We start from the raw sequence: 18,407 nt of genomic DNA on the forward strand, positions 1-18,407 counted from the left end.
ACAAAAACATTTGTTAAGTACTATAATCTCCTATTTCTCTTAACCTAAAAATCTTTACTGACTATATATTATTAAATTTTTACATATTTCCACTGTAGTAGGATTGTAGTAGAAATGTAGTAGAACAGGCCGTAATCAGCCGGACACTACAGGAAACACCAGAATAAAATTGAAATCATAAGCTATTGTGAGATAGTGTGATAGCGACATAAGATACACTAAATCAGGCAGTTATGAAATTTGTTAGAAATGTCCTTATTACGAATGGCATTCAAAAGGTCAGGGGTTCGAATCCCCTATCCTCCACCATATTTTCCTTTGTAAAAAAAGGACTTACGATTTTAAATACCCTAAAAACCACGGCACTGGGTGGGCACTAGAATGGTATTAGTATCCATATAGAATGTAAAGTCGTTTATTGGACGTGGTTAGAAACTGTTTGCTTAATGAGGCATAGACTGATTCCAATGGAATACAGTGTGGAAATGCATACTAAAGGGAGTGACCAGTATAGTCGGTGGGTGACGGAGTATTAATGACTTTGGTGTTGGCCTCAATGAGACGGACTTCTTCTTCCTCGAATACTAATTGTTCGATAAAGTCTTCGTGTAGTAGGTCGTCAGGAAATTCAGCCGTCTTTGGAAGCATCTTGGCAAAGAGCCTGTAAAACTCTGTCTGGTTCTGCCTTGCCCAAGCGAGAAAGGCTTCATCACCCGTCTCAATGAGCTTGCCGTTCTCGTCAAAGCCTCCCATGTTTGCGTAAGCCTTATGAAACGCTGCTCTCACATCATTTGTCAGCTTATTCCGTGAGCCTTTCTTCCGGCCTGTACTGAAAGTATTTCCGTGTACAAATCTTGCCATTTTTCGCTATTCTGCCGCTAGTTTATTGTTTTTCTGAAATACCGTAATGTATTCTCCATGTCATTTATCCGTCATTTTACTACATATAGCCCAAAATATCAATTTGTTCGTTGTATTGCCGATTTTGGACTTATGTGTTCATACTCTTTATTCGGTCTTCTACCATTGCGGCCTTTCGCTAAGTCTATTAAATTCAAGTATCTCATTGATATAACAGGGTTTAAATATTATTGAATACAATTGGTAATTGTTGAATAAATTGGTTATTTTTGACTATTATGGACACTTTTTGGACACCTGAAACAACTAAGTAAATTTTATGTTTTTTTCATATCAAAATATTTTGTTTTGATTATCAGTAATATATTGTATTATTCAAAACATAGTAGGCGGACAAAACAAATATTTGAGATATATTATGAAATTTACAGACTTAATATTACAAAAAATTGTATTTGAGGCAAGATATAAACAAGGCTATAGATTTCTAGACAGATGTGGCGAAACAATGATTGATGTAGAGAATAAGATTAAAGGATGGATTGCCGGTGAAGCTGTTCCGACGGGTGGATCAATGGTGAATGAATTAGAAAATATGTTTTTTAATTTCAATTCTTCAAAATTAGACTTATCTCAACATTATACTAACATAAGTAATTATAAGAATTTTATAGATTATTCGTATAAATTTTTTGATATTACAAAAAAGAATTTAGGTTTAAAAGAATATTCGAGATTTGGGTTAAGGTTTTGGTTCTTATATCCAGTAGATTCTATGGAAAAAGGGCGGAATATATTACATAAAAGCCATATCTTTCGTGAAAATAAAGAAGTTGAGAACATTTTTGGTAAAAAGGTTAAAGATAAGAGTGCTGTAATAGTTCTTGAGGAAGAAGAAAAGGGCATTAGGGTTTCCTTAGCATTAGCTTTAAAAAAAGGGATGGACATAAAAATAGAGCAAAGTGAACCCATGTCAACTCGGCCTCATGAACTTCCAAGAGGGCAAAAGGAGGCATTAATGAAGCAATTAAAGAAAATAAAGAAAAAAAAAGAAGACCCAGATATAGCAATTCTTTTGGATATAGATAATTACATAAATAACCCCCAAGCTGAATACCTGAATAATTTTATCAATGAGTCTATTGAAACTACTGAGACAAATGTAATAAAGGTATTGGAGGATAGAGTATGAGTAATAATCCAGAAATTGAATTACCTACTGGTTCCGATTATTTAGATAATTTTAAAGAAAATGACAATGGCTCAAATCCTTCTGACTTTATTGACGAGGAAATGATAAAATCAACTGAAAGTGAAGGAAAGATATCTGATTATGTTATTACAACTAAACTAGATGAATTATCAGAAACATTTTCTGGCGTCGAAACAAAAATAACAAAGGACAAGATAGATGAAATAATAGAGGACACTATGAACTTAGCCGATGAATTGTTAGAAGACAATAACAACGTTGTCGTTAGAGAAAATCTATTAGGTTCACTAAACTTGTTATTAAACGATTTATGGGAGATGCGAAGCATTAGAGAAAAAGGATTTGCAAAACTGTTAGTGCTAATACTTGCAGTCACAAAGGATAACAACATAGACACTTCTGATATTAAACAACTAGAGGCATTAGCGGAAGTCTTACGAACATTGAAAAGGCCAAATATTATAGACCTTGATATAAAAGATTGTACAAGAATAATGAATGAAGCGTGTTTAAATATATATCGATCTTTAATCAAAAGGCCAAATGTAAAGATAATAATTCAAGACGAGGAAGAAAAATGAGTGCTAAACCGTTGTTCTTGGATACATCAATACAAGTTTCTCGGAAGAGTTCTGACGAAAATGAGATAAATAAAATTAATGATATTTTAGATAAGTGTGACTTTATTTGCACATCATCTTTTGTGCAATTAGAATTTAAGCAATCATATATTCAAGATTTAGTTTACCTGCATAAAATTTTGGTTAATGAAAAGACCTTTTCAGGAGCTTTTTTAAGGACGAAAAAGTTAAATGCACATCCAGATCACCGTAGAAAAATTAGCAATTTATTAGATGCGATGGGTCAATTTTTTGCAAATACAAATTCGTTTTCCAGTGAAGATAATTTTGATAAAGAGATTGCAGAGCAAATGGTTATTTATTTAGAAATAATAATAGAAGATATCTGGGACTGGTTTGAAAGTGATGTAAAACACGTTAGTGAGGATACAGGCTGCGTTCGATCAAAAGTGCCTCCTAAGAAAAAGGGTAGATATTTTGATGCTAGAATACAAAAGTGTAAATCAGAAAAGATCCATTGTAAATTGAATAAATTCTTTGAAGAGAAGCAAGATGCTTTCAAGGCAATACTAGATTATATAAAGAGTTTAGATGATTCGGAGAAAAAGAAACCCGGCGAGTTAAATAAAATAGTATTAACGATAGAGGAAGGATTGAAAAATCCAGATAATATGTGTAATTCCGACCAATGTAAAAGGCTGGGAGATGCTCTAATAGCGGTAGAGGCTATACATTTTAAAGAATTATTTACAAAAGATGTTGACCAATCAAAAGTTATTTGTACACCAATTAATTTACAAACAAATTTGTTAAATTAAGTTTTTTTTAATTTCACCAATTGTTCGTATCCCAAACCTCACTTCACCTGTAATATCTTTATGTGTCCCGATGTTTAAGTTTCCTCTTGATTTAGATACATTCCTGAGTATTATAAACCTCAGAAATGATACAGTTTACAAGATTTCCTACCGTACATAATATGTACTTCATCAAATGATAAGTATGCTTTTCATAAATTAAGTTATTTTTACAGGGAGGTAAAATATATGAACTTTCTTGATTCACTAAAAGCTATATATCGGTCATACTGAATATCATCACAATAATTTTAACAAAATGATTAAAACAAAAACATTATTCATATTAGGCGCAGGTGCAAGTGCTCCTTTTGAATATCCTACAAGTTTTAAACTTCGAGAAGATATTTTAAGAGAGGGGCACGAACATGATGTTGTTAATGCTTTAAACACCGATTTTCACAGGCTCTAAAATAATCACAATATTCCCCTAATCAAGCAGTCCAAATAATTTCTATAGTTTTTCCATTAAGCCATGGCACGTGAAAAGGCGATTGTAATTTTTCTACCCCAAGCAGCACAGGAGTGTGACTTCTTTTTCTTATTTTGATCAAAAACTTATTGCCATCATAGACTACCCTGCCGGGCACATCAATAAATTTCTTAAAGATTGTAGGTGCAAGATTATTTTCAAATCTTCGTAAATCATTTGCTAACCTGTGATAGAATGTATCTGCTATCATTGACCATAAAATATCAAAATGTATCCGAATCATCAGTGGTGAAGAGAGGGCGTTAAGATTGAAAAACGCCACTAACTGTGCAAGCTTGTTTTCTATCCTCCAACGTTTCGCATACACCTCCAAAATACTTTGAAGGGGCAATTCCGTATTGTTTGTCAAAATAAAAGTAGGCTCGCTGCGGCCATGATCTTTTACTATTATTTGACGAAATGAGTTTTTGCAATCCTTTAACCTGAGCTGGCTCTCATAAACTGATACTCTTTTATATTTTCGCTTTGGAATAGGCACGTAAATCTTTTTCCAAACCCCTCTGGGCAACTCCCTGGTTTCTTTTATCAATCTGGCATAACGTTTCCGCAGAGTTACAAACTTCACCTTCCTCTGTGTCAGATCATCGAGTATCCTATATGTTGTAAATTTACAATCGAAAACCAGTGTTTCCGCAACATTCTCTTTTATGCTTTTCCAGTACTCTACAAATTTATTAATCTCATTGGCCTCTTCCCTGCGTAATACATCTGCCCTCGTATACACAATGGCATTGCTAATACCATCAGAAGCAAAAATTGTATTAGCCCCTTTCATCGTTTTGCCTTTCGCTCCGCACCAAACCTTTTCCATTTCTGATTCATCTCCATGATGTGGGATTGAGTGAAAATCCAGATTAATGAACCCGTTTCCATAAAATACAGGATACTTTTTATGAAAAAGCGATACGACTTTTTGTTGTAAGTCCATTAACTGTTGTTCAGAACAACGACAAGAGTATGTACACATATACGTAGGTTTCGGGAGGATGTTTAACCCGGCAAAAACCCCTAACCCCGGTTCTTTATCATAAGAGCCAATATGGCTGAGCCGTTTGCCGCCTATTAATTTGAGAAGTAACATTGATAAACAGGCTTGAGTTGCTCCAATATCGCTTGATTCGGGTAGTTTACACTCTTTTATTAAATCCAGTATGCCGGATTCTAAAATATAGGGGATAAAAAAGAATACCCCCACACTGGGACAGTCAACATGGAATTTCTCAAGCTCAGTAAAATTTAACTCTTGCGTGCGTTCCGCTATGATCTTTCCATCACGAGTCTTTCCGAGCTCCTTGTTCGTTCTACGCTTTAACTTGCCAAAGCCGGCTTGTTTTAAAATACGCTCTACTGTGCTTACTGACAAATCAATGCCATCTTGTGTTAAACGGAATTGAATATCAGGGGTTGAAAGCCTTTGTTTTCTATAGGCAATGATTTTTTTCTGCACGTCAGAGGGAGTTCGTTTGTGCTGTGGTCCTTTTTGCACAACAGGAAAAAGTTCTATTTTTCTCGCTTTTGCATCTCTTAGCAAAGCGTAGATCGTGCTGCGTTTGTAATGATATTTTTTTGCAACCATTTCAACTGATTGCTTTTCAAGGACAATAGCACGTATGGCATCGTACTGTTTCTGTCGTTGTGAAGGAGGGTTTTTAAAATATTCTACAAGGTCAAGGCATTCTTTCATTAGGGCCCAATTATGATTAATAAATACTGTAAATAATAGCAATAGACAACTGTCCGTACTGCTACAATAGCGTAAATACAGGCTATTTGGTGTATGCTATTGCCGAAAAGAATAAATTCTGGCATATTTATAATAATCAGTATATATATTTATTCATCAAATTACAACCCTAATTTTTACAAAATACGTCTGGTGGTCGGAGATAAAAAAAAAGAGGCGAAGGCCGAATAAAGATTTATTGCAATAGGGCGAAAGCCCTGTTTTACAAAGGCCACACAGTGTTACACTAAAATCAAGATGCAAAAAAATAAGCAAAGGGGTAGAAAATATACAGTGTTGGAAACAGAAAAATTTTGGGAATTATTATGATTATTTCAGAGACTGTGAAAATCGGTGTCCAACGGGTCTCATCGCAATGCCAATGGGTCTCTGTTTTGTTTTTATTAATAATTTCATCTTCAATGGGTTTTAGCAAACCGGAAATAAATTGAAACCCTCCGGTAATGGATCCCTGTGAGACAAATAATTGAAACTTCTCCAACTCCTCTCTCAATCTATTAGTTGGCGTCTGCCAACGATATTTATCTAAAAACACTTTTATCCAAAAAGATATTGCGTAGCCACCTCCCGATATAAGCTTATCCGGCCCTTTTGCTGTAATAATACCAGGGTTGCAGTTACAACTGCATGTAGGAGTGTATCTTCTTCTTTTATGTACTTTACGATAAATTAGAACTTCATATTCCACCTCTTCGGAATCTTCTGTACCGGGAAATTCATTGAAGGAAAGTCCGCATTTTTTACAATACTTTTCATCTTCAGCTAAATCATATTCTTTTTCTACAACCGGTAAGCCTTTGTGGCTTCGCCTGCCATGTCCTTTTGTTCCTTTCCTTTGCCCTCGCTTGCCTTTTTTATCGCCCTTCTCGGGACCGTTTTTATTTCCTTTTTCTCCCTTTCTGCCGAAAAGCTGTTTCTCTCTTAAAGCCAACTTGGCTTTAAGGATTTCATTTTCTTTGATTAATTCTGCATTTTTCTTTTTACTCCTTTCAAACTGGGCTTTCCAGTAAGATTTTTCATTTGAAAGGATATTGAATTCCCTTTGGGACTGACATACACGCCAAATCACAAACCCGCAGGGGGATGCGAGAAAGCGGATGAGATTCAGTATTTATTTCTAACATTGAATATTTGTTATTAAAAAAAGGCAGCACTTTAAGAAACGTTACATCACCTTAAAAGTAAAATAATAATTATTCGTTTTGTTCCCTGGTGGCATGTATGGCTGAGAGTAAAGCCTGACGTTCCAAAACAGGCATTGATTTAAGTTTGGCAACCCATCGGTTTGACTTCTTCTTTATTCGTTCACGTTCTCGAAAGCCGTTGCCCAAATGACGATAGTCGTGTAGTTCTACCGGTGGAGGATAGTTCATCCATACCCATTCAGTCGCTACCCCATGATGGCAACCTGCTTTATAAGAATGACTATGCCACCCCTTTAAAGACTCTGTATATAGTTTTGATTCGTAACCGGATATCATTACCATGCATGGCAGGGATTTTATCACTTCTAAAAGTTTGATGTGTTGTTCCAGAGTGTATTCATATTTGTATATCCGAGCATATTTCTTTCTTGTCTCTCGAAGATACGGAGGGTCGCAATATACCAATTCCTTACCTGTGAACTCATAGCTTCTTAGAAAATTAACTGCATCATCATGGATCAGTTCAAAATCTATTGCTTTCTTATCATTCCACATTTGTATTACTTCGGAGTCAATCTCTATGCCAATATTACGCTTTGCTGGATACTTATGACGCATTACTGCTCCACCACCTAAATGCGCTTCTATGTATATTTCATGGGGAGGCATTAGATTAATAAGCTTATGATATACTCCACCTTTTCCGCCTGGGTAGTTCATACATGCAGTATCACCGAAAAAGAGGTGAATGTCAAGATGATATTTTGCATATATAAAAAAAATTAATTAGATTGGGCTTACTTGAAGGGGGAGGGAAATATCTTATGAAGATAAAAATGATGGGCTTACCGAATATCTACAATGGCCAGATTGTAAATTCTGTTATTTCAACAACTTAAAAAACCGGGTGCCAATTACTTCTTAGTATCAAGTCATAAGGGTTCACCATTCTGAAACCAAAAAAAACCAGTGTTTGCGTGCGCTTTGTGGGCGTACTCAACACTGGTTTTTTTAGTTGATATATTATTAATTTTAACTAAGCTATTGTTGTTATTCTTTTTCATTGGTGAATGGGAATAATGAACCGGAGGACATAAGTTGCCGCTTATGTCTTCCTTTTTTTTGTAATAATAAAATTAAAACAACTTTGAAAAACTATTTATCTAACTTCAAATACAATAAACAAAAATATAAAAAAGTAAAACGGTGTTTTACCGTAACTAAAAATATTGATTTATAAGTTTCAGAACTGCTTTTCCACAAAGTAGTAATCTTGCCTTAAGATAATAATCTGGAATAAACTAAAAGTATGAAGACAGAATATATGAAGGATATTGTTCAAATTTTTGCACTGTTTTCAGCAGGTGGATTCTTTCTATACAAACTAGTTACAGGATATTTAATTACAAATCTCTCTATTTCATTGGAATGTTTTAGGAGTCCTGGAAAGCCAGACAGTGAAAAAGACACTTTGGTTACGATTGTCAAATTTAAAAAAGGTGACAGGGGTAGCTTAGAACTTCATGATGCCCAAGTGAAGTATGATATGGGTGAAGATACAATTGAAGTTCCTTTACTGGGGTTAGATAGACGCAGTTTCTTGTCTGAAACAATTTGCAAAAAAGATAGAAAATTAATAAACTGGGGTGCTAGAAGCAAATCATCACCTTTTATTCGGCTTAGCCCAGGAGAGGAAACAGAGTTTTCTTGTTCATGCCTAGTTCCTTCTGGACAATTGTGCCAAGTAGAAGTTGCCATCTTGGGAAAGAGAACTAATCACTCTAAGGTAGGCCAATGGAGAGCGAGTAAGGTCATTCCTGCAAATAACGAAATCTAACAAAACAATTCGACTTGGACATCGCAAAAGCTGCGCCGCCTGTTAATTCCGACGCTACTGTAATTCAAAAATATTGATTAAGTACTGTATTCTCCTTTTTCTCTTAATCTCAGAAATTTCCGTATTAACAACTTTACCATCATAAGGAAATAATTGCGAAACAACCTGTTTCGCAATTGGAAATTGAAAAAAGCCAACAACCTGTAAGCCATTTGACACAAATCCCGTGGGGACACAATATTGTCATCATATCAAAGTGTAAAGATCCTGATGAAGCTTTCTTCTATCTTCAAAAAACAATTCAGAACAACTGGTCAAGGTCTGTATTAACTCATCACATTGAAAGCAATCTCTTCAAACGGGGAGGCAAATCCATAACCAATTTTGAGGTAACGTTGCCGACGCCTCAGTCGGATTTAGCCAGGGAAACCCTGAATGATCCCTATAATTTTGACTTTCTCACATTAACAGAAAAACATAACGAAAAAGAGCTGGAGGACGCCCTCGTAAACCATGTTACCAGATTCTTACTGGAGCTGGGGGCCGGCTTTTCTTACATCGGTCAACAATACAAGCTGGAGGTCTCCGGTGATGAGTTTTTTATTGATCTGCTGTTTTATCATGTGAAGTTACATTGCTATGTGGTGGTGGAACAGAAGTCTGTTAAATTTAAACCGGAATTCGCCGGAAAGCTTAATTTTTATGTATCCGCTGTTGACGAAATCTTAAAGTCAGAACAGGATAACGCTACTATCGGTATCCTCATCTGCAAATCAAAAAATGATACGGTGGTTGAATATGCTCTGAAAGACGTCCATAAACCGATTGGAGTGAGTGAATACATAATCACAAAGAACCTGCCTGACGAATTCAAGTCTTCTCTGCCAAGTATTGAAGAAATCGAGGGCTGAATTGAGTGGCTTAGCCCGAGGCAACAACAACACCTCAAAAAGGGTGAACAAGACACCGCAGCGGAGACAGACAAACCGCGTCGCTGAGCTTCAACATCAGGACAAATCAGAAGTTTAGATTATGAGGGGAAAAATTTGGATCACTTGAAGGTTCACACACTTTATTCCCATCACTCTCACTACACGAATGGCCCAGGAAAGAAATAACTTGTTATTTTTTCCTGGGCCCTAAGCATGAACGAAAATTTTCAAGAGATTACTCGTAAAGCGGTTGGAACCGATATCTTCAAGATCGAAGATATTCAAACACTCTGGAGTGGTTACGGCAAGATCATGCGCTATGGCCTAAAGGAGGGTAAGAGAAACAGCGTTGTGATCAAATATGTCAAGCTGCCAGACCAAGGTATGCATCCCCGCGGTTGGAATACCGACCTTTCTCATCAGCGTAAGATCCGGTCCTACCAGGTTGAAACTACCTGGTACCGCGACTGGGCTAAGCTCTGTGATGACGGCTGCCCCGTCCCCCAGAGCCTCCTCCTTGAATCATCTCAAGATGAGTTTCTTATGGTACTTGAAGATCTGGATGCCAGCGGTTTTCCTGCTCGCAAAGATTCAGTCACCATGATCGAGATGCAGGTATGTCTTAAATGGCTGGCAAACTTTCATTCCATCTTTATGGGCAGAGAGCCCGCGGGGCTTTGGCCGATGGGTACCTATTGGCACCTGGATACTCGTCCCGATGAACTCGAAGTGCTGGAGGATCTTGATCTCAAACAGGCCTCCACTCTGATCGACCAGAAACTGCGTGCGAGTCCCTATCAAACCTTTGTCCATGGTGATGCCAAACTGGCTAACTTCTGTTTTTCATCAGATGGACAGGAGGTTGCAGCGGTAGATTTTCAATACGTCTGGTGGTCGGAGATAAAAAAAAAGAGGCGAAGGCCGAATAAAGATTTATTGCAATAGGGCGAAAGCCCTGTTTTACAAAGGCCACACAGTGTTACACTAAAATCAAGATGCAAAAAAATAAGCAAAGGGGTAGAAAATATACAGTGTTGGAAACAGAAAAATTTTGGGAATTATTATGATTATTTCAGAGACTGTGAAAATCGGTGTCCAACGGGTCTCATCGCAATGCCAATGGGTCTCTGTTTTGTTTTTATTAATAATTTCATCTTCAATGGGTTTTAGCAAACCGGAAATAAATTGAAACCCTCCGGTAATGGATCCCTGTGAGACAAATAATTGAAACTTCTCCAACTCCTCTCTCAATCTATTAGTTGGCGTCTGCCAACGATATTTATCTAAAAACACTTTTATCCAAAAAGATATTGCGTAGCCACCTCCCGATATAAGCTTATCCGGCCCTTTTGCTGTAATAATACCAGGGTTGCAGTTACAACTGCATGTAGGAGTGTATCTTCTTCTTTTATGTACTTTACGATAAATTAGAACTTCATATTCCACCTCTTCGGAATCTTCTGTACCGGGAAATTCATTGAAGGAAAGTCCGCATTTTTTACAATACTTTTCATCTTCAGCTAAATCATATTCTTTTTCTACAACCGGTAAGCCTTTGTGGCTTCGCCTGCCATGTCCTTTTGTTCCTTTCCTTTGCCCTCGCTTGCCTTTTTTATCGCCCTTCTCGGGACCGTTTTTATTTCCTTTTTCTCCCTTTCTGCCGAAAAGCTGTTTCTCTCTTAAAGCCAACTTGGCTTTAAAGGATTTCATTTTCTTTGATTAATTCTGCATTTTTCTTTTTACTCCTTTCAAACTGGGCTTTCCAGTAAGATTTTTCATTTGAAAGGATATTGAATTCCCTTTGGGACTGACATACACGCCAATCACAACCCGCAGGGGGATGCGAGAAAGCGGATTGAGATTCAGTATTTATTTCTAACATTGAATATTTGTTATTAAAAAAAGGCAGCACTTTAAGAAACGTTACATCACCTTAAAAGTAAAATAATAATTATTCGTTTTGTTCCCTGGTGGCATGTATGGCTGAGAGTAAAGCCTGACGTTCCAAAACAGGCATTGATTTAAGTTTGGCAACCCATCGGTTTGACTTCTTCTTTATTCGTTCACGTTCTCGAAAGCCGTTGCCCAAATGACGATAGTCGTGTAGTTCTACCGGTGGAGGATAGTTCATCCATACCCATTCAGTCGCTACCCCATGATGGCAACCTGCTTTATAAGAATGACTATGCCACCCCTTTAAAGACTCTGTATATAGTTTTGATTCGTAACCGGATATCATTACCATGCATGGCAGGGATTTTATCACTTCTAAAAGTTTGATGTGTTGTTCCAGAGTGTATTCATATTTGTATATCCGAGCATATTTCTTTCTTGTCTCTCGAAGATACGGAGGGTCGCAATATACCAATTCCTTACCTGTGAACTCATAGCTTCTTAGAAAATTAACTGCATCATCATGGATCAGTTCAAAATCTATTGCTTTCTTATCATTCCACATTTGTATTACTTCGGAGTCAATCTCTATGCCAATATTACGCTTTGCTGGATACTTATGACGCATTACTGCTCCACCACCTAAATGCGCTTCTATGTATATTTCATGGGGAGGCATTAGATTAATAAGCTTATGATATACTCCACCTTTTCCGCCTGGGTAGTTCATACATGCAGTATCACCGAAAAAGAGGTGAATGTCAAGATGATATTTTGCATATATAAAAAAAATTAATTAGATTGGGCTTACTTGAAGGGGGAGGGAAATATCTTATGAAGATAAAAATGATGGGCTTACCGAATATCTACAATGGCCAGATTGTAAATTCTGTTATTTCAACAACTTAAAAAACCGGGTGCCAATTACTTCTTAGTATCAAGTCATAAGGGTTCACCATTCTGAAACCAAAAAAAACCAGTGTTTGCGTGCGCTTTGTGGGCGTACTCAACACTGGTTTTTTTAGTTGATATATTATTAATTTTAACTAAGCTATTGTTGTTATTCTTTTTCATTGGTGAATGGGAATAATGAACCGGAGGACATAAGTTGCCGCTTATGTCTTCCTTTTTTTTGTAATAATAAAATTAAAACAACTTTGAAAAACTATTTATCTAACTTCAAATACAATAAACAAAAATATAAAAAAGTAAAACGGTGTTTTACCGTAACTAAAAATATTGATTTATAAGTTTCAGAACTGCTTTTCCACAAAGTAGTAATCTTGCCTTAAGATAATAATCTGGAATAAACTAAAAGTATGAAGACAGAATATATGAAGGATATTGTTCAAATTTTTGCACTGTTTTCAGCAGGTGGATTCTTTCTATACAAACTAGTTACAGGATATTTAATTACAAATCTCTCTATTTCATTGGAATGTTTTAGGAGTCCTGGAAAGCCAGACAGTGAAAAAGACACTTTGGTTACGATTGTCAAATTTAAAAAAGGTGACAGGGGTAGCTTAGAACTTCATGATGCCCAAGTGAAGTATGATATGGGTGAAGATACAATTGAAGTTCCTTTACTGGGGTTAGATAGACGCAGTTTCTTGTCTGAAACAATTTGCAAAAAAGATAGAAAATTAATAAACTGGGGTGCTAGAAGCAAATCATCACCTTTTATTCGGCTTAGCCCAGGAGAGGAAACAGAGTTTTCTTGTTCATGCCTAGTTCCTTCTGGACAATTGTGCCAAGTAGAAGTTGCCATCTTGGGAAAGAGAACTAATCACTCTAAGGTAGGCCAATGGAGAGCGAGTAAGGTCATTCCTGCAAATAACGAAATCTAACAAAACAATTCGACTTGGACATCGCAAAAGCTGCGCCGCCTGTTAATTCCGACGCTACTGTAATTCAAAAATATTGATTAAGTACTGTATTCTCCTTTTTCTCTTAATCTCAGAAATTTCCGTATTAACAACTTTACCATCATAAGGAAATAATTGCGAAACAACCTGTTTCGCAATTGGAAATTGAAAAAAGCCAACAACCTGTAAGCCATTTGACACAAATCCCGTGGGGACACAATATTGTCATCATATCAAAGTGTAAAGATCCTGATGAAGCTTTCTTCTATCTTCAAAAAACAATTCAGAACAACTGGTCAAGGTCTGTATTAACTCATCACATTGAAAGCAATCTCTTCAAACGGGGAGGCAAATCCATAACCAATTTTGAGGTAACGTTGCCGACGCCTCAGTCGGATTTAGCCAGGGAAACCCTGAATGATCCCTATAATTTTGACTTTCTCACATTAACAGAAAAACATAACGAAAAAGAGCTGGAGGACGCCCTCGTAAACCATGTTACCAGATTCTTACTGGAGCTGGGGGCCGGCTTTTCTTACATCGGTCAACAATACAAGCTGGAGGTCTCCGGTGATGAGTTTTTTATTGATCTGCTGTTTTATCATGTGAAGTTACATTGCTATGTGGTGGTGGAACAGAAGTCTGTTAAATTTAAACCGGAATTCGCCGGAAAGCTTAATTTTTATGTATCCGCTGTTGACGAAATCTTAAAGTCAGAACAGGATAACGCTACTATCGGTATCCTCATCTGCAAATCAAAAAATGATACGGTGGTTGAATATGCTCTGAAAGACGTCCATAAACCGATTGGAGTGAGTGAATACATAATCACAAAGAACCTGCCTGACGAATTCAAGTCTTCTCTGCCAAGTATTGAAGAAATCGAGGCTGAATTGAGTGGAGATAAAAAAACGATGACTGAATATGATAAACTAAAGAATTCATTACAACACCTTGAGCAGCAGTACGAGAACTATTTATCGATGAATGAGCGTGAATATCTCTCAGATCTGGATAAGGACGCAATAAGTGAATCGGTTGTGCAACGGTTTGAAACCTGTTATGACACCCTCTGGAAACACCTGAAAAAGTATCTGGAAGAAGAGGTAGGAGTAGTGACGCCTAATAGCCCTAAACCGATTTTCCGTTTAGCCTATGAAAACAATATTATTGAGGAAGTTGAAAACTGGTTTGAGTACACACAGGCGAGGATTGACACCGCTCACGACTATAGTGAAGAGAAGTTTATGGCTACCCTGGAAAAAACAGGAGATTTTATCAGTGATGCGATTGAACTGTATAAGTTGATGTCAAAGGAACCATGGTAAAAGAAAGCCTCATTGATGTTGAACCGGAACATCTGAAGCTCATTAAAAAAATTCTTAAACGGCATATCGTATATAAAACCGTGTGGGCTTATGGTTCACGGGTCAATTGGACAGCAAGCCAATTTTCTGATCTTAATTTAGTGGTTTTTGAGGTTAATACCGTGAAACTGGGAGAACTGAAGGAAGAGTTTGCCGAAAGTGATCTGCCTTTTTCCATTGATATTATGTCTTGGGAAAAGATACCTGAAAAATGTAAGAATAAAATCCGTGAAAAGTATGTGGTATTGCAGAATAAATCGGAATTGGAAGGTTGGAAGGAGTGTAGACTTGGGGCGGTAATTTTATCAAATGTCCAAAGTATAAATAAAGATTATCCCTATAACACTATTCAATATTTAGATACCGGGTCAATAACCTGCGGCAAGATTAATTCTTTCCAAGAGCTTTTATTGGAAGATGCGCCAGGTAGCGCAAAAAGACTCGTAAAGCATAATGACATTGTCTATTCAACAGTAAGGCAGATTCAAAGGCATTACGGCTTTATTACAAACCCACCTCCGAACGTTGTGGTTTCAACAGGGTTTTCCGTGATAGAAATCAAAACGAATTTAGCAGAATCATTATTTATATACTATTATCTAACTTCTACCGAAATTGTCGAAATATTAGATGCTATTGCGGATAGAGAGTTAGAGGCAATATTTTGTAAAAGGAGCGACAAGAATAATGTGCCAACGAGCCAGTAAGCCGTATTTTAAAGGGTTTTGTGAAATAATTTACAAAATCCAATAGTAGAATTACAAAATACGGTGCCCAACTTGTATAATAGAAGTCACACAATAACACAAACTACTATACAAGAAAGGACACGCTAGAATGCTACCAATATCACAAATTCAAATCAACCAAAAACCGCTACTAATTCACACTGTTCACGAAGATGACAAAGTACTGCTTAATACACCAGATGCGGAATGGTTTCGGGCTTTATATTATTTTCCCTGGGAGAAACACCGTAATTTCGGTGCTGAGTACTACGATGCACTTTATGAATTTAATAAACGAGAAGAGAGAAAGAGGCTGAAAAATCAACCCCAAAAGCAAGTAGTATTATCTCAGAGCAAAGAAGATGCAAGACAGGAGCTTTTGTTTAATAGAGCAACAATGCAAGTTGACAAGGAGAAGAGAGGTGATGTGCTTTATGAAGTAGCGGCTGAATCAAAGCAGCGGATGGTAAGTCCCCTGAGTATATCTCCCGGGGTAGTGCCATTTCGATTGGGAGGTAAGAGGCCAAAATGTTTTTTTGCGTTGTTAAAAAGTTTTTTGGGTACAGCTCTAATGGGATTTCCGTGCGAGCCGGAAAAAGTGTCCATGTTATTGAAGAGTAATCCGAGTTTTGTGCGAGTATGTGGATTTGCACCGAAGGGGGAAAGGGATGAGTATTGTAGCAGGCATATACCAAGTGAGCGTAAACTGCAGCAATTTGACCAGATCATGAGTGAGTGGGGGCTATGGGATAAGATGAAGATTGCGCTGGTAACTGAGAACATAGAGACAGGTGCGATTAAAATAGAAAAGGAAGTAGTAGGAGATACAACTCACTATTATGCATATTCAGGGTTTGAGACAGTAAAGTATAAGGACGAAGATGGTAAGGAGCAGAAGAAGTCGCAATCAAAGCTGACTAAGAGGTGTCGCTGTCAGGACAGAGACAAGTGTGAACATGACTGGGTATTGGCAGATGAAGGAGCGGGGACAATCGTGAAATCCATAACAAAGATGTATTGGGGGCACAAAGCAAGTATTGTAGGTTTTCCACGTCAAGGCGTGCCTCTGGATGCAAGAGCAGTGTTGGATGGACCGACACATGATGGAGAGACATATTTTCCACATGTAGAAAAGGTATTTGATACATATCCGGTGATTGAAGAATCGGTTAAAAGAGCGTTGTATGATAGCGCGTGTGATAGCAGAGATTTGAAAGATAAGTTTATGGACAAACTCGGCTTAGAATTAAAGGCATCTTTAAATCCAAGGCGCAAGAATGGAATAACAGATGGTTTGCCGCGTGGCATGGAGAAGATAACGCCGTATGGTGTGGTAATATGCAATGGTGGCCATGAGATGGATTACAAAGGAATGCGTTATGAAAAAGAAAAATTCATTTACCATGCGCCAACGGATACAGATGGTGAACCGGTGTGTTCAACATGCTTGCATCAGGTAGAGTGTTGTCCCAATTCGTTAACTGGCAGGATGATTAATATATCATTTGGGTTATTACCCCACATAGACACGGAAGATCCTCCAATGGCAAAGAGATTCAAGGCAATAATGACACGTCGTCCTTCAGTTGAGCGGATGATAAAGCGCTTGAAGTGTGATATTGGTGATGATCGTTTAAGCAAGAGAGGGAATCTTGCGTTTCAGGCATACCTGGACAAGACGATGATTGCTTTTCATCTGTTGTTACAGAATTAAATTGGTGATTTTTAAAGTAAAAAACAAAAAACCGTAGGAGAGGTGTTTTCAAATTTGCAAATTATCTCCATTGTTGGTGCTGTGCAGTTTTATACTGTCTTCTTTTAACGTAATTTTGAAGTACGATTGAAAAAAATTTTTGCATCAAGCGCTTTTCGTGCGAGTTTATGCGGAGGCTCTATTATCTAACTTCTACCGAAATTGTCGAAATATTAGATGCTATTGCGGATGGGTCCACCTCTGCATATCCTTCATAGAAGCCATCTGATATTGAGAATTTAGATATTCTTCTTCCTCCTCTCCCCGAACAAAAAGCCATCGCCTCTGTCCTTTCCAGTCTCGACGACAAAATAGACCTGCTCCACCGCCAGAACAAAACCCTCGAAGCCATGGCAGAAACGCTCTTCAGACAGTGGTTTGTGCCTGCCCGCCGTAGCAACGGCACAGGCGGGGAGGAAGCGCTGGAGGATTGGGAGGATGGACAATTAGGAGATGTGATACAGCTTGTTTACGGAAAAGGTCTTAAAGAAGAGATTAGAACAGGAAAGGGTTTTCCGGTAGTTGGCTAAAGCGGTGTAGTCGGATATCATTCAGATTTTTTAGTAGAAGGCCCTGGGATTGTAATTGGTAGAAAAGGTACTCTTGGAAAAGTTATTTATATATTCAAAAACTTTTTCCCGATGGATACTACATATTACATAAAATCCAAAGTAAATTCTGTTGGTTTATTCTATGAATACTTTTCATTAAAGTCTCTAAACATTGAAGATATGAATTCAGATTCAGCAGTTCCAGGACTTAATACTTCTCGCACGGAGACGCTTGAAAGAACAGGGTAAAACCAGAAACGAGAGTGTACCTTATCGTTTATACTAGATCCCTGTTTAACTCTTTCTAAATTAAAATCCCAGTATGTTTTCAGACCTGGAACATTGGCTGGTAGAAGTCCCATACCAACCGGTAAAACATTTCTACAGCTCTGATTTGGAAGTTTAGGTTGTTCAATTTTTACCACTGGTTCAGTACGTTCAATTTTGACAGCCGCATATGATGAGAGATGATTTGCGTCTAATTGCACGTTGTTTGTTTGTGGAACAACGTTTGCCCCGATGCCATGTAGGTTAAGTTCTGTTTGAAATTGGCTTGTTCTAAACGGATTCTGAGAGAAAACCATAAC

Annotated in this window: 17 protein-coding genes and 3 pseudogenes; 12 read left to right on the plus strand and 8 right to left on the minus strand. The window is 37.4% G+C overall.

Annotated elements, in window-relative coordinates; translation table 11 throughout:
- Positions 1-492: 492 nt before the first annotated feature.
- Entirely contained in the window at positions 493-861 is a 369-nt protein-coding gene (locus tag SCALIN_RS00190) for a hypothetical protein (protein WP_096892249.1), read from the minus strand.
- Between the two features lie 418 nt (positions 862-1,279).
- Between SCALIN_RS00190 and SCALIN_RS00195 the strand changes: the two genes are divergently transcribed.
- Genes SCALIN_RS00195 through SCALIN_RS00205 form a run of 3 tightly spaced genes read left to right on the plus strand, consistent with a single transcriptional unit; the run spans position 1,280 to position 3,473 of the window.
- Positions 1,280-2,053: a hypothetical protein gene (locus SCALIN_RS00195; RefSeq protein WP_096892250.1), complete on the plus strand. Its 774-nt coding sequence runs from the start codon at positions 1,280-1,282 to the stop codon at positions 2,051-2,053.
- Positions 2,050-2,655: a hypothetical protein gene (locus SCALIN_RS00200; RefSeq protein WP_096892251.1), complete on the plus strand. Its 606-nt coding sequence runs from the start codon at positions 2,050-2,052 to the stop codon at positions 2,653-2,655. Before SCALIN_RS00195 ends, SCALIN_RS00200 begins: the two co-directional genes overlap by 4 nt.
- Positions 2,652-3,473, plus strand: coding sequence for a hypothetical protein (locus tag SCALIN_RS00205; RefSeq protein ID WP_096892252.1), 822 nt, complete (start codon positions 2,652-2,654; stop codon positions 3,471-3,473). Before SCALIN_RS00200 ends, SCALIN_RS00205 begins: the two co-directional genes overlap by 4 nt.
- Before the next feature lie 473 nt (positions 3,474-3,946).
- Here SCALIN_RS00205 and SCALIN_RS00210 read toward each other — a convergent pair whose 3' ends face one another.
- From SCALIN_RS00210 to SCALIN_RS00220, 3 genes are all read right to left on the minus strand, one after another.
- Positions 3,947-5,689: a transposase gene (locus SCALIN_RS00210; protein WP_096892253.1), complete on the minus strand. Its 1,743-nt coding sequence runs from the start codon at positions 5,687-5,689 to the stop codon at positions 3,947-3,949.
- Positions 5,690-5,981: 292 nt separating this feature from the next.
- Positions 5,982-6,818, minus strand: coding sequence for an IS66 family transposase (locus SCALIN_RS00215; protein ID WP_162532081.1), 837 nt, complete (start codon positions 6,816-6,818; stop codon positions 5,982-5,984).
- Between the two features lie 124 nt (positions 6,819-6,942).
- Positions 6,943-7,614, minus strand: coding sequence for a DNA adenine methylase (locus SCALIN_RS00220; protein WP_096892255.1), 672 nt, complete (start codon positions 7,612-7,614; stop codon positions 6,943-6,945).
- 589 nt (positions 7,615-8,203) lie between these two features.
- Here SCALIN_RS00220 and SCALIN_RS00225 point away from each other — a divergent pair.
- The 3 genes and pseudogenes from SCALIN_RS00225 (at position 8,204) to SCALIN_RS00235 (ending at position 10,608) form a co-directional block, all read left to right on the plus strand.
- Positions 8,204-8,731 carry a hypothetical protein gene (locus tag SCALIN_RS00225; protein ID WP_133111549.1) on the plus strand — a complete coding sequence of 176 codons (528 nt, stop codon included), beginning with the start codon at positions 8,204-8,206 and terminating at the stop codon, positions 8,729-8,731.
- 152 nt (positions 8,732-8,883) lie between these two features.
- Positions 8,884-9,642 (plus strand): annotated as a pseudogene (locus tag SCALIN_RS00230) (PDDEXK nuclease domain-containing protein); the annotation flags it as partial.
- A 234-nt stretch (positions 9,643-9,876) separates the two neighbouring features.
- Positions 9,877-10,608 carry a phosphotransferase gene (locus SCALIN_RS00235; protein WP_096892257.1) on the plus strand — a complete coding sequence of 244 codons (732 nt, stop codon included), beginning with the start codon at positions 9,877-9,879 and terminating at the stop codon, positions 10,606-10,608.
- 45 nt (positions 10,609-10,653) lie between these two features.
- Here the strand turns inward: SCALIN_RS00235 and SCALIN_RS00240 are convergent, their stop codons facing one another.
- Together SCALIN_RS00240 and SCALIN_RS00250 are read right to left on the minus strand one after the other, a co-directional pair.
- Complete coding sequence (locus SCALIN_RS00240) at positions 10,654-11,373, minus strand: IS66 family transposase (protein ID WP_096892258.1); 720 nt, start codon at positions 11,371-11,373, stop codon at positions 10,654-10,656.
- Between the two features lie 241 nt (positions 11,374-11,614).
- Complete coding sequence (locus SCALIN_RS00250; protein WP_096892255.1) at positions 11,615-12,286, minus strand: DNA adenine methylase; 672 nt, start codon at positions 12,284-12,286, stop codon at positions 11,615-11,617.
- A 589-nt stretch (positions 12,287-12,875) separates the two neighbouring features.
- On the opposite strand from SCALIN_RS00250, the gene SCALIN_RS00255 reads away from it, so the two are divergent.
- From SCALIN_RS00255 to SCALIN_RS00270, 5 genes and pseudogenes are all read left to right on the plus strand, one after another.
- Positions 12,876-13,403: a hypothetical protein gene (locus SCALIN_RS00255; RefSeq protein WP_133111549.1), complete on the plus strand. Its 528-nt coding sequence runs from the start codon at positions 12,876-12,878 to the stop codon at positions 13,401-13,403.
- Positions 13,404-13,573: 170 nt separating this feature from the next.
- A pseudogene (locus tag SCALIN_RS23695) lies at positions 13,574-14,323 on the plus strand (PDDEXK nuclease domain-containing protein); the annotation flags it as partial.
- A 30-nt stretch (positions 14,324-14,353) separates the two neighbouring features.
- Positions 14,354-14,749: pseudogene (locus SCALIN_RS23700) on the plus strand (HI0074 family nucleotidyltransferase substrate-binding subunit); the annotation flags it as partial.
- Positions 14,743-15,495, plus strand: a complete 753-nt coding sequence (locus SCALIN_RS00265) for a nucleotidyltransferase domain-containing protein (RefSeq protein WP_096892261.1) — start codon at positions 14,743-14,745, stop codon at positions 15,493-15,495. The pseudogene SCALIN_RS23700 and the gene SCALIN_RS00265, both read left to right, overlap by 7 nt.
- Positions 15,496-15,625: 130 nt before the next feature.
- On the plus strand, positions 15,626-17,230 hold the full coding sequence (locus SCALIN_RS00270) for a hypothetical protein (RefSeq protein ID WP_096892262.1): 1,605 nt from the start codon (positions 15,626-15,628) through the stop codon (positions 17,228-17,230).
- A gap of 181 nt (positions 17,231-17,411) precedes the next feature.
- Here SCALIN_RS00270 and SCALIN_RS22965 read toward each other — a convergent pair whose 3' ends face one another.
- Positions 17,412-17,621, minus strand: a complete 210-nt coding sequence (locus SCALIN_RS22965; protein ID WP_230406526.1) for a hypothetical protein — start codon at positions 17,619-17,621, stop codon at positions 17,412-17,414.
- Between SCALIN_RS22965 and SCALIN_RS22970 the strand changes: the two genes are divergently transcribed.
- Positions 17,548-17,799 (plus strand): hypothetical protein, encoded by a 252-nt coding sequence (locus SCALIN_RS22970; protein WP_420885407.1) that lies wholly within the window; start codon positions 17,548-17,550, stop codon positions 17,797-17,799. The two genes, SCALIN_RS22965 and SCALIN_RS22970, sit on opposite strands and share 74 nt — an antisense overlap.
- A gap of 161 nt (positions 17,800-17,960) precedes the next feature.
- Here SCALIN_RS22970 and SCALIN_RS00280 read toward each other — a convergent pair whose 3' ends face one another.
- Positions 17,961-18,404, minus strand: coding sequence for a hypothetical protein (locus tag SCALIN_RS00280; RefSeq protein ID WP_096892263.1), 444 nt, complete (start codon positions 18,402-18,404; stop codon positions 17,961-17,963).
- Positions 18,405-18,407: the final 3 nt, after the last annotated feature.

Origin of the sequence: Candidatus Scalindua japonica (assembly GCF_002443295.1) — a bacterium.
Classification (GTDB): domain Bacteria; phylum Planctomycetota; class Brocadiia; order Brocadiales; family Scalinduaceae; genus Scalindua; species Scalindua japonica.